At 55.8% G+C, this 11,974-nt stretch carries 9 protein-coding genes; 5 read left to right on the top strand and 4 right to left on the bottom strand.

Annotated elements, in window-relative coordinates; translation table 11 throughout:
• Positions 1 to 7 precede the first annotated feature (7 nt).
• From AC3Y2E_RS19190 to AC3Y2E_RS19175, 4 genes are all read left to right on the top strand, one after another.
• Complete coding sequence (locus AC3Y2E_RS19190; protein ID WP_379213145.1) at positions 8 to 1,258, top strand: glycosyltransferase family 2 protein; 1,251 nt, start codon at positions 8 to 10, stop codon at positions 1,256 to 1,258.
• Positions 1,259 to 1,318: 60 nt separating this feature from the next.
• The gene (locus AC3Y2E_RS19185) at positions 1,319 to 3,379 is read left to right on the top strand and encodes a cellulose biosynthesis cyclic di-GMP-binding regulatory protein BcsB (protein WP_379213143.1); all 2,061 of its coding nucleotides are present in this window, start codon (positions 1,319 to 1,321) and stop codon (positions 3,377 to 3,379) included.
• Between the two features lie 11 nt (positions 3,380 to 3,390).
• Positions 3,391 to 4,245 (top strand): diguanylate cyclase domain-containing protein, encoded by an 855-nt coding sequence (locus tag AC3Y2E_RS19180; RefSeq protein ID WP_379213140.1) that lies wholly within the window; start codon positions 3,391 to 3,393, stop codon positions 4,243 to 4,245.
• A gap of 559 nt (positions 4,246 to 4,804) precedes the next feature.
• Positions 4,805 to 5,680 (top strand): radical SAM/SPASM domain-containing protein, encoded by an 876-nt coding sequence (locus AC3Y2E_RS19175; protein WP_379213138.1) that lies wholly within the window; start codon positions 4,805 to 4,807, stop codon positions 5,678 to 5,680.
• 136 nt (positions 5,681 to 5,816) lie between these two features.
• On the opposite strand, the gene AC3Y2E_RS19170 is transcribed toward AC3Y2E_RS19175, so the two are convergent.
• The 3 genes from AC3Y2E_RS19170 to AC3Y2E_RS19160 all read right to left on the bottom strand — a co-directional run bounded on the left by AC3Y2E_RS19170 (position 5,817) and on the right by AC3Y2E_RS19160 (position 9,688).
• Entirely contained in the window at positions 5,817 to 7,121 is a 1,305-nt protein-coding gene (locus AC3Y2E_RS19170; protein WP_379213136.1) for a Ger(x)C family spore germination protein, read from the bottom strand.
• Positions 7,122 to 7,126: 5 nt separating this feature from the next.
• Positions 7,127 to 8,416, bottom strand: coding sequence for a spore germination protein (locus tag AC3Y2E_RS19165; protein WP_379213134.1), 1,290 nt, complete (start codon positions 8,414 to 8,416; stop codon positions 7,127 to 7,129).
• 183 nt (positions 8,417 to 8,599) lie between these two features.
• Positions 8,600 to 9,688 (bottom strand): endospore germination permease, encoded by a 1,089-nt coding sequence (locus AC3Y2E_RS19160; RefSeq protein ID WP_379213132.1) that lies wholly within the window; start codon positions 9,686 to 9,688, stop codon positions 8,600 to 8,602.
• Between the two features lie 302 nt (positions 9,689 to 9,990).
• Here AC3Y2E_RS19160 and AC3Y2E_RS19155 point away from each other — a divergent pair, with 302 nt between their 5' ends.
• Entirely contained in the window at positions 9,991 to 10,296 is a 306-nt protein-coding gene (locus AC3Y2E_RS19155) for an AraC family ligand binding domain-containing protein (RefSeq protein ID WP_379213130.1), read from the top strand.
• 142 nt (positions 10,297 to 10,438) lie between these two features.
• On the opposite strand, the gene katA is transcribed toward AC3Y2E_RS19155, so the two are convergent.
• Positions 10,439 to 11,887: a catalase KatA gene (katA, locus tag AC3Y2E_RS19150; protein WP_379213128.1), complete on the bottom strand. Its 1,449-nt coding sequence runs from the start codon at positions 11,885 to 11,887 to the stop codon at positions 10,439 to 10,441.
• Positions 11,888 to 11,974: the final 87 nt, after the last annotated feature.

Below are 11,974 nucleotides of genomic sequence, written 5' to 3'. Positions count from 1 at the left end.
GACTCGCATGACGCTTCCCGACGTCTTGATGGTTATCGCCGTCATCTGTATCTGGTCCTTGCTTCTAGTCAACGTGGTCCTTATTATTGCCGGATATTTGTATTACATCGAGGGCGAGAACAAGCCGGTGCCGGACATCCGGGGCGAGGCCCCGTTCGTGACGATTATGGTGCCGGCACATAATGAAGGGAAAGTGATAGGCAAAACGGTCGAGTCGCTGCTCGCCCTCGATTATCCGCACGAACGGTACGAGATTATCGTCATTAACGATAATTCATCCGACCGCAGCGCCGAGCTGCTGGCCGGAATTCAGGCCAAGTATCCGGGCCGCAATCTGATCGTGATCAATACCGATTCGGTTACCGGCGGCAAAGGAAAGTCGAACGCGCTGAATATCGGCTTCGCTCAAAGCAAAGGCGAGCTGATCGCCATCTACGATGCGGACAATACGCCCGAGAAAACGGCACTGCGCTATCTCGTCGCCGAGATTACGAACGATTCGTCGCTCGGCGCGGTCATCGGCAAGTTCCGCACCCGCAACCGGGACGTCAACCTGCTGACCCGTTTCATTAATATCGAGACGCTTTCGTTCCAGTGGATGGCTCAGGCGGGGCGGTGGAAATTGTTCAAGCTGTGCACCATACCCGGCACCAACTTTATTATGCGGCGGCATATTGTCGAGACGATCGGGGGCTGGGACGTCAAAGCGATCGCCGAGGATACCGAGATCAGCTTCCGGATCTACATGATGGGCTACAAGATCAAATTCCAGCCGCGTGCCGTCACCTGGGAGCAGGAGCCGCAGACCGTCAAAGTCTGGTTCAAGCAGCGCACCCGATGGGCGAAAGGGAATATCTACGTTATCGTCAAATATTGCAAGCTGCTGTTCCATCCTTCGGCCAAAACGATCCGGTTCGACATCCTGTATTACTTATCGATCTACTTCCTGCTGCTGATCTCGCTGGTCACGTCCGACCTGCTGCTGATCCTCCATGCGCTCGGTTACGTATATACGACCATTGCGGGCTTGAGCACCTTCCTGTGGCTGCTCGCCATCGTTCTGTTCGTAGTCGGAATCTACGTTACGCTCACGACCGAAAAAGGAGAAATGAACGTCTCCAACCTGTGGATCATCTTGCTGATGTACGTTTCGTACTGTCAAATGTGGCTCGTGGTCGTCGCTTACGGGATGTACCACTACATCCGGGACGTCGTCGGAGCGCGGGAAGTCAAGTGGTACAAAACCGAAAGGTTCTAATCAAACGCCGGCGATTCCAGGCGGTAGCTTCAAAACTGATAACGGGAGAAGGCCACTATCATGAAAAAAACGATCGCACTCCTCACGCTCCTCTCCTTCTGCCTCCTGTCGGCCGGGCAGGCGGCGTCGGCCGCCCCGGACCCGGACGGGACGCGGCTGCTGCAAACGGTATTTACCGACAACGAGACCAGCCTTACGGGCATGAGGAGCTCCAAACAAAAGCTGTTCCAGATCCCGGACTATTGGAACGTGCAGGAAGTGAATCTGAAACTCGATTACGTCGTCACGCCGCTGGCGAAGGAACTGATATCCAGCGTTACGTTGTGGATTAACGGCAAGCCGTTCCATTCGTTCCGGCCGGGAACCGGGGAGAAGGGCTTGCAGCAGCTGACGATCGCCGTTCCGAAGGAGTGGCTGAAGCAGGGCGACAATACGATCGAGATTCAAGGTTATGTCCGGACGGAGGACCAGCAGGCTTGCTCGATTGTCGAGGCGCCGGACCAATGGCTGCAGCTGCACAACACGTCCAGCATCGACGTACGCTATACGAGCCTGCCTATGGAAGGGACGATCGCCGATTTCGCCAAACGGTTCGCCGGTCCGGACACCGTCTATGCGGGCGGCAGCGTCATCACCGTACCCGACCGCAGCGAGACGGCCGAGCTTGAAGCGGCTGTGCACGTCCTATCCGGATTCGCCAAGCTGAATTCGTGGGACGACAAGGACATTCCGCTGTTTCCATACAGCGCGGAAGCCTTGAAGGAGAAAGAACTCGTCGTGCTGGTCGGCTTGTACGACCGGCTGCCGGAGGAGATCCGGAGCCTTATCGGCTCCGAAGAGATGAGCGGCAAGGCGTGGCTCCGGCTTCTGAATCAGGAGGGCCAGCCGATGCTGGTCGTCACTTCCCAGAATGCGGAGCTGCTGAAAAAAGCGGCCCGGCTGACGGCGAATCCCGAGCTGATGAGCCAGATCGCGGGCGAGGCCAAGGCGGTGGACGAGAGCACGGACGTCTCTACGCCGGCGGTTTCCTTCAGCTCCCGGGTCAGCTTCACCGAGAACGGGGACGAGCTGAAAGGGCCGCACCATCAGGAGCGGTCCTACTACATCAACCTGCCCGCGAACCGCTCGATTGCCGATAGCGGACGGATCAGCCTGGATTACCGCTATTCGCAAAACCTCGACTTCAACCGCTCGCTGGTCACCGTATCGATCAACGATACGCCGATCGGAAGCAAGAAGCTGACCAAAGAAATGGCGAACGGCGACCGCGCGACCTTTGCCATCCCGACCGATCTGAAAGTATCCGGCAACTTCGCGGTTACCGTCGGATTTGATCTGGAGATGATCGACGCGGCTTGTACGCAGAACGAGGAGCAGACGCCGTGGGCGTACATTTCGAACGAATCGATGATCGATTTCAAGACGAAGGACCGGACCGAGCTGCTGTTCAACCACTATCCGTATCCGTTTCTTCGCGACGGCGCCTACAATCAAGTTGCGGTCGTGCTTCCTCAGGAGCGCGATGCGTATACGTACCGGACGTTCTCCAATTTGTTCAATCTGCTCGGGCGTTACGCCGTGGCCAATACCGGGGACGTCAAAGTATATCCGGATACGGCCCAGGAGAGCGAGCTGAAGGACCGCAACATTATCGCCATCGGGACGTATCAGGACAATAAATGGATTCGCGACCAGAACAAGAACCTGTACTTTCAGTACGACGACAAAGGGACGGCGATCCGGTCCAACGAGAAAAAAAGCATCGATTCCGAATACGGCGCACGGATCGGCACGCTGCAGCTTCTTCCTTCTCCGTTCTCCTCCAGCACCGGAATGCTGGCCGTAACGGGAGCCCGCTCGGAAAGCTACTATCTGGCGTCCAAGCTGCTTGCGACGGAGAAAGCGAAGTGGAGCGTGTACGGCGACGGGGTGACGGCCGACAAGGACGGCAACGTAAATGCGTACCGATTCAAAAAGCAAGCCGGAGAAAAAACAGATTCGGTTATTGCCGATATAGCCAAACGAAGTGATGTGCTGGGCTTCTTGGCGGCGGTAGGGCTGGCTGCCTGTCTCGCGCTCGTCTCGCTCGTGCTGCTCATCCGCAAATACCGGAAGAAATGAGGCCGAAGACGATGAATTTGAATCGCAACAGCTTGGTGTCGGACGTCGCTTTCCTGGTTTTTCTGGGGCTGTGCATGATTTGCGTGACGTTTACGGCGGGGAACCCGAATGCGTATTTTCAAAACCTGATCCTGCTGAACCTGACGTTCTTTTTTGCCATCGTCACTTATTTTACGACGGTTACGACAGGGCTTGTCCTTAACGTGATCTTCATCTTCGGCTACGGGGCCTATATCATGTACGAGACCGTATCGAAAGGCGAAACGATCGGGGCCGGCACGTATTTCTGGCTGCTGGTCACGCCGCTTCTGACGATCGTAACCTGGTTGTTTACGTCGGGGACCCGGCGGCTGCAAACCGAGAACGCGGAGCTGCAGAAGCAGAAAGCCAGACTGGCCACCCTCGACGAAAATACCGATCTGAAAAACACGATCTCGTTCACCAAAGACGTCACCGTGTTCGCCGGCATCTCGACCCGGTACCAGATTCCGCTTACACTGCTCGTGCTGAAGGTCAAGTACTGGAAGGAACTGAGGCGTATGATCGGGGAAGACCAGTTGGCCGAGGCGATCATCGACTTGTCCAGAATCAGTCAGGCCAGCATCCGCACGAACGACTCGCTTTATTTGCTCGACCGGGGAGAGGCTACGTGGGGACTGCTGCTTTTTACCGACCAGGAGGGAGCGAAGGTGGTCATGGACCGGATTCGCCACAGTCTGGTGGAGTTTAACTCCAACCGGTTCTCCGCCAAATACAAGGTGGAGCTGGGGCTGAAGATGGGTGCCCTGGAGTATAACGCCGAGACGATCGAGTCGCCGCTCGACTTTATCGCCCAAGCGAAAAGACAGCTGGAGTACGATGTATAGCTTCGTTTTGTGCGACAGACGAAAGCGCGCCGGCAAGGCGCGGATAAGGGCCTGCGCTTCCTTAAGGGAAGAGTGGGCTTGTTTTATGGCCAGAGAGTATATCGTGGGAGTGGCTCTACATCTCGGTAAAGGCCAGCGTCAAAATACGCCAGTAGGCGTACAACCAGACTCTAACGGACATGGTGGAGGCTATTTCGCTAAAAAACAGTGTTTTAGAATGTAACGGTCACCACAGCGCTTATTTACTCTGAAGCACCTCCAAAAGTGACGCTTCTCACCAAATAGCTGCATCTATGTCCGTTAGAAATCAAAATGATCGAAATGCATCACAATAACGGCCGCTGTGTCCGTTGGAGTTTTTGTTTCATGGGTACTTGTGCAGGAGCAGCGCTATATACCCTGATCTGCTGCGACAGGGAAGCGAGCTTCCGAGGCTGGGACTATTAACAATTTGACGAGTGGTCCGTTGTGAGCGAAGATAGATTCATATGCATACCGAACAGGAATACAAATACTGGTAACTGAAGAACCGATGGATATGGGAATGGGGAGCAGCAACTTGAAAACATTCAAAAAAGTATATATCGAGATTACGAGCGTATGCAACCTTGCTTGCAGCTTCTGCCCGCAGACGGAGCGGAAGGCCAACTTCATCAAGCCGGAAACGTTCAACCGGATTCTCGACCAGATCCGCCCGCATACGAAGCATATTTACCTGCATGTCAAAGGCGAGCCGCTGCTGCACCCGAAGCTGGACGAGCTGCTGGACGCGAGCCACGCCAAAGGGTTCAAGGTGAATATTACGTCCAACGGGACGCTGCTGCACAAAGCGGCGCCGAAACTGCTCGGCAAGCCGGCCTTGCGGCAAATGAACTTCTCGCTTCACAGCTTCGACGGGCATGAAGGATCGGAGAACCGGGAGAAGTATCTCGGCACCGTATTTTCGTTCGTCCGCGAAGCGGTGCAGCATGGCGTCATCATCTCGTTCAGGCTGTGGAACCTGACGCAGGATAATGAGATCAACCGGCAGCGCAACCGGAACCGCGAGACGCTGGAGATGCTGGAGAAGGAATTTAACCTCGACTACCGTATCGAGGAGAAGGTCATACCGGGCGGCGGAATCAAGATCGCCCCGAACGTTTATTTGAACCAGGAGTACGAGTTCGAGTGGCCGAGCCTGAGCGCGCCGGAAGACGACGGCAAAGGGTTCTGCCATGCGCTTCGCAGCCAGGCGGCGATCCTGGTCGATGGAACCGTCGTGCCGTGCTGTCTCGACGGGGAAGGCGTCATCAATCTGGGCAACGTGAACGAGACGCCGTTCTCGGACATTGTGGAGAGCGAGCGGGCGAACAATCTGTTTTACGGGTTTTCCCGCCGGGAAGCGGTCGAGGAGCTGTGCCGCAAGTGCGGATACCGGAAAAGGTTCGGCGCCTGAACCCGGAGCCGCTTCCGGGACCGGCCGCCGGGCCGGGCCGCGCCGCATCACGCATGACGGCGGGCCGGGAGCTGCGGGCGGTGCGAAGCTTTCGGCAGTATCCGGGAAACCGACCGAGAATCGTCCCGTAAAACCGCTACTCGTTGCGCGTAATCCGTTTGTTTTTTTGCGAGCTGGAATGGGTTATATTGAGATCGATCTCGATATGCCGGATCGCATCCTTGGTAAGCAGAGGCTCCTTCTGCTCAGACAACGCTTTCCACTCGCGGTACCGGTTGCGGTAAAGGTTGTGTTCCAGATTGAACACGTCCGTCTGCTTCTTCCGTCCGTTCTCGTACGTTTGCCGGATTTCCCGCTCGATCGCCTCTTTGGTCTGGGCGGTTAACGGTCCGAGTCCGCGCGTCCGGTTATTGACCCGATTTACGACGTATCCGGTCGCTTTCATGTTCATGTCAAAATACAGCTCTTCACCGGCCGAAACGGGCTTCAGCTTCGTTTTCGGCTCGTCGACGACGATCTGCGCCGTCGAGTCCGACTCGCTGGGCACCGGAATGCCTGCGCGCACAGTACCGTGCTGGACCCAGCGAAGCCCTTCCAGCTCCTTCAGCGGCATATAACTGCGAAACTTCTCGCTTTTGAGGAAAATCGCGCCGTCGAGCATCAGCTTCGGCTCTTTTTTTTGTTTTTCCTGCCAATCGGTCCGGTTCAGGGCGATCGTCGGGATGCAGGACGTGTAACCCGGTTCGTAGATTTGGCCGATCAGCCGGTGAAACTGGACCGACTTGATCAACGAAGCTTGCGTATAAGTCCCTTCCGGCTCGTGAAGGATCGTACTGAGCGGAGATTGCCCGAAAAATCCCGCCGCCGTAAAAATTTCCTTGATGGACTCTCTGATTTGGCCGATCAGCCGGTGAAACTGGACCGACTTGATCAACGAAGCTTGCGTATAAGTCCCTTCCGGCTCGTGAAGGATCGTACTGAGCGGAGATTGCCCGAAAAATCCCGCCGCCGTAAAAATTTCCTTGATGGACTCTCTCGTGCCGAATACCCAAGGCGTCAGCCGAAATTCGTAATACCGGCTAATACTGTCGGAGATCTCCCTGAAGCCTTGCTTGAACGCCGATTCGCTGATCAGAACAGCGGTCACATGCCCCCAGTAAATCCGTTCCTGAGCTGACCGGTACAGGTCGAAGAACGACTCCTCGAAAGACTTTCCGACCCCTTCGCCGACCCATATTTTTGCGGCGGGTTTCTGACCGTCCGTTTTGGCCACCGACTGAAAATCGATAAATTGGATGTAGCCGTAATATTGGCCGTCCTTGTAGTCGACACCGAGGGCCGACGCATAATTCAGCTTCTCGATATCTTGTACGTCCGTGGCGCAGCCGGAACCGAACGCCAGAACCGCAGCGGCCAATAGCGCGAATACCGATTTTCGCATCGACGTCACTTCCTTTTTCGCTTGTTGATCATCGCTGAGGAGAAGCGGGATCGCCGGAACGGATTGATGAGAAACCCGTCCAGCCACTCCTTGAACCGCAAGGAGACGATCGGCTCCAGAAAAGCAAGCCCAAAGGAATCGAGCCGGCACAGGTAGATCAGGATTGTGAACATGCTTAAAAAGAAACCGTATATGCCGAGGTAGGAGGACATGATTAAAATAAACACCCGAAGCAGGCTGACAGTGCCCGACAGCGACTGATTGACCAGGGCGAACGTGGCGACCGCCGAGATCGCGATTACGACAAGCAGCGTAGGGGAGGCAAGGCCCGCCCGGATCAGCGAATCGCCGATGATCAGCCCGCCGACGATGCCGATCGTTTGCCCGACCGCCTTGGGCAGACGGATGCCCGCTTCCCGAAGCAGTTCGAACTGAAACAGCAGCAGCAGCGCCTCAAGAAACGTAGGAAGCGGGATGCCCTCGCGCGAGATAACGACAGTCGACAGCAGGGCAAACGGAATCTGGTCCAGATTCACGGTTGCGATGGCGATCCAGAAGCCCGGCAGGAAAATGCTCAGCAGCAGGCCGATAATCCGCAAAGTCCGCTGAAACATGACGTAATAATAGGGAAAGTGAACGTCCTCGGGTGTTTTCAGCTGCTCGAGGAAGTTGCTAGGCCCGATCAGCACCATGGGCGACCCGTCTACCACGATGGCGAATCGTCCGCGCAGCAGCGTTTCGTTGACGAAGTCGGGACGGCCGATATAATCGATCAGCGGAAACAGCGAGAACGTCCGGTCCGACAGCCATTGCTCGAGCTGTCCGCTGCTCACGACGCTTTCCGCCTGGAACGTCGACAGCCGTTTGCGCGCCTCGGCGATCATGGCCGGATTCGCTTTATGACTCAAATAAAGCAAAACGACACGCGTTTTGCTCAAGTTCCCGATAAAAAACTGCTCGCTGAACAGCAGTCCGGTCTGCATCCGTTTGCGAATGAGCGAGATGTTCGTAAACACATCTTCCGTGAACGCGTCCTTCGGGCCTTTGATCGAAATTTCCGTATTGGACTCCTGCAACGAGCGCTGAGGAACGTCGGAAATATCGGCCGTCCAGAAAAAAGCGTCCCCTTCCCGGTAAATAATCAGGCTGCCGGTAAACAGCTCGGTGAGCATGTCGCCGATCGTATGCTTGATTTCGAACAACGGCAGATCGTCCGAATAATCGAAGGACGCACTTACGCCGGAGGGCGGCTGGAGGGCGACGAACCGGCACATTTTCGAGAGATATTTGTTCAACTGGAACCATCCCGTCGCAGTAAACGGCCGTCAGTTTGTCATCGCTATCGAACGGCTCGCAGGGCGGAAAACGCAGATCCGCATAACGGGAAAAAGCCTCTTTCAACCGGTCGATCGTCATCCCTCCTTCGCACAGCAGGGCTTCCAATTCGGTAAAAAGTGCAGTTTCCTCAGGAATCGGCTTCATGGACGGTTCATCTTCCTTTCTTTCGGCCGCATATAGGCTGCGACAAGCAGCACGGCCGTCAGCGCCAGGCCGAACCAGAGCGAGCTGGTGTAGAAGTACGCGTGAATCAGCTCCTGCATCCGGATATCGCTCACAGTCAGCAGGGACGGCAAGGACATGACAACGGTGCAGATCAAGGCGATCGCCAGGCGGAATCTCGGGAATCGACTTCCGAGCAGCGTAGCCAGCAAATGAATTACGAGCGCCGTCCTTGTCATGCTCCCGGCCATCAATTGAAAGGCTGCCAAAAAATCGACATGGGAGATTTGGTTGCCGATCATGACCAGCCTCCATTGCTCGAAGGCGGGGAAGCGCATGTTTCCGGCCTGGGACGGACCGAAGGCGGCGGTAGATCCCACAGTCGGTCCCATAATCAGGCCGGCCAATATGGTCAGCAGCACAAAAACGGTGCCGTAGTTCAACGGCTTGTCCGCCTTGTGCTGAAGCAGCAGCAGGACGAGCAGGTCCATGCTCCCGCCAAACACCAGAGCTCCGCCCCGAATACTGGGGTCCATCCCTTCGGTAAAGACGGGAAACAGCATGCCGTAGTCTTTGTTGCCCATCGTCATGATCGACACGCCCATCCCCAGTATCCATACGATGGGAAGCAGGACGGCGGATAAGTATACAAGCGTTTTCAGTCCCGACCGGGCCGCACCGAAACAGAGGCCGATAAACGTGACGATAATAATGACATTAGGGGTTCGCGGAAGAAAGTAGATGCTTATGTTTTTGACCGTATCGAATATAATCATCGTTCCCGCGACCAGCAAATAGAGAGCGAAGACGCCAATGACGATCCAGCATCCGATAGCCCCGATCCGGCCTTCCAGCCAGCGGTCGAACGGCGAAGCCTGCATCGACTTCAGGATCAGATACAGGAGCAGGCTCCAGACGACCAGCACCGCATAGGCCATCCCGATACTGATCCAGGCATCGCGTCCCGCAGTTTGGAGGAGATGCGGAATAATCAGCACATGGTTCGATATTCCAAGCGACAGCAGCAGCAAAAAAACAAGTTGCAGTCTCGAGAAGGAACTCTCCACTCCCATGCCTCCAAGTTTCAGCGTTATACATTAAATGGTAGGGTCCCCTTTATGGAGTCAATTATGCAGGAGTTCCCGCGCGACACCTTCGGCAGAAGCGGGACGGGAAAGCGGCGAAGTTCGCGGGGGCAAAACGGGATTGGCCGACCGGAACGGGCAGGAAAGACGTCAGAGGTTTGGGGCGAAGATTGGATCGGAGATGTGAGTGTAATCACACGCGGGCGCCGCAGGATCGGATATAATAAGAATTAGTGATAACGGTTATCAATTGGCAACGATAAAATCGCAAAGGAGCGATCACGATGGAAACGATAAAACTCGAAAGTCACCTGGGGGCCGTCCCTAAACATATCGGCAAATTGGCGGAGTTTGGGAAGGCGGCGGTCATGCAGCTGCAATTGCGGGCGGGAGAGACGATCCCGGAACATCGGACAGAGGCGGACGTGCTGATCGTCGTCCAGTCAGGCCAGGCCGTGTTCGGCTTTCAGAACCGTCAGGTGACGCTTGATCCGCGCACGCTGCTGCACATCCTGCCCGGGGAAGCACACAGCGTGCATGCGGCGGATGGGGATGCGGAACTGCTCGTTATCAAGGTCGCACGCTCGTAAGAAAATTTCCTGCCCGAGACAACCAAAAACCTCCAGTCCGCTGCCTTCCGCAGTGATGGAGGTTTTTTGTCGTTACGCGATGCAGTCCCGGACGGGCAGGATCGGGCATGCCTGCTACCCGGTCGGTCCGTATAGACCTGCCTTATTGCCCGGCCAGTCCCAGTCCCTCGGCCACGCGGCGGCCGTATTCCGGGTCGGCTTTTGTAAAGTGGGCGATCTGGCGAAGCTTGATCTCGTCTCTCTCGACCGGCGCCATAGCGGCTACGATATTGGCTACGAGGCGCGTGCGTTCTTCTTCGCTCATCAGGCGGTACAAGTCGCCCGGCTGCGTGTAGTGATCGTTGTGATCGTAGGCGACGCTGTCGGCCTGACCGGATACGGCATAGGCCGCCGGTTTATGCTCCGGCGACTCGGTCGGTCCGCCGTAGCTGTTCGGCTCGTAGTAGACGGAGCCGCCGCCGTTGTTGTCGGAGCGCATCTGGCCGTCGCGCTGGTAATGGTTCACTTCAGCTTTCGGACGGTTGATCGGCAGCGTATTGTGATTGGCGCCGACCCGGTACCGGTGCGCGTCGGAATAAGCGAACAGACGTCCTTGCAGCATTTTGTCCGGCGAAGCCTCGATGCCGGGTACGAACGAGCCGGGGGAGAACGTCGCCTGCTCGACTTCCGCGAAATAGTTGTCCGGATTGCGGTCCAGCATCATCCGGCCTACTTCAATGAGCGGGTAATCTTTCTGCGACCATACCTTCGTCACGTCGAACGGATCGAACCGGTACGTATCGGCGTCCTCCAACGGCATAATTTGCACGCACAGCTTCCAGGAAGGGAAGTCCCCTTGATCGATCGCATTGAACAAATCTTCCGTATGGTAGTCCGGATTTTCGCCTGCCAGCTTGGCGGCAAGACCCACATCCAGATTTTGAATGCCCTGCTCGGTTTTGAAATGATATTTTACCCAAACGGCTTTGCCTTCCGCATTCACCCACTTGAACGTATGGCTTCCGAAGCCGTGCATATGTCTCAGCGTAGCCGGTATGCCGCGGTCGGACATCAGAATCGTCACCTGATGCAGCGACTCGGGAGAGAGCGACCAGAAATCCCATACCGCGTTCGGGTTTTTCAGGTGAGTTTGCGGGTGGCGTTTCTGGGTATGGATAAAGTCCGGGAATTTGATCGCATCCCGGATGAAAAAGACCGGAGTATTATTGCCGACGAGGTCATAATTACCCTCATCCGTATAAAATTTGACGGCGAATCCGCGCGGGTCGCGGACCGTATCGGCCGAGCCGAGCTCGCCGGCGACCGTAGAGAAGCGAATGAACATAGGAGTGCGTTTTCCGACCTCGGACAAAAAGTCGGCCTTCGTATAAGCGGACAAATCGTTCGTCACTTCAAAATAGCCATGCGCTCCGGCGCCTTTAGCATGTACGACGCGCTCCGGGACGCGTTCCCGGTTGAAATGCGCCAGCTTCTCCAGCAAGTGGACGTCCTGAATCAGAGTCGGGCCGCGCGAACCGGCGGTCATGGAATTCTGGTTATCTCCTACGGGAGCGCCCCAGCTTGTCGTCAGCTTGTTTTTATTCGTGGTCATCGTCTATTCACCCCTAATGTGGTATTGACTATTACTATAAATACTCCCGTTTTTAAAATCAATGACTTTTTGAAATAAATATTTTAT

The sequence above is a fragment of the Paenibacillus sp. MAH-35 genome, from assembly GCF_058135425.1.
This window is presented reverse-complemented; position numbering and strand designations above follow the sequence as displayed.

Bases quoted from the DNA above. Each gene is read 5' to 3' on its own strand.
- AC3Y2E_RS19180 (WP_379213140.1), top strand. From the start codon at position 3,391: ATGAATTTGAATCGCAACAGCTTGGTGTCGGACGTCGCTTTCCTGGTT.
- AC3Y2E_RS19185 (WP_379213143.1), top strand. From the start codon at position 1,319: ATGAAAAAAACGATCGCACTCCTCACGCTCCTCTCCTTCTGCCTCCTG.
- AC3Y2E_RS19170 (WP_379213136.1), bottom strand. From the start codon at position 7,121: ATGCGAAAATCGGTATTCGCGCTATTGGCCGCTGCGGTTCTGGCGTTC.
- AC3Y2E_RS19190 (WP_379213145.1), top strand. From the start codon at position 8: ATGACGCTTCCCGACGTCTTGATGGTTATCGCCGTCATCTGTATCTGG.
- AC3Y2E_RS19155 (WP_379213130.1), top strand. From the start codon at position 9,991: ATGGAAACGATAAAACTCGAAAGTCACCTGGGGGCCGTCCCTAAACAT.
- katA (WP_379213128.1), bottom strand. From the start codon at position 11,887: ATGACCACGAATAAAAACAAGCTGACGACAAGCTGGGGCGCTCCCGTA.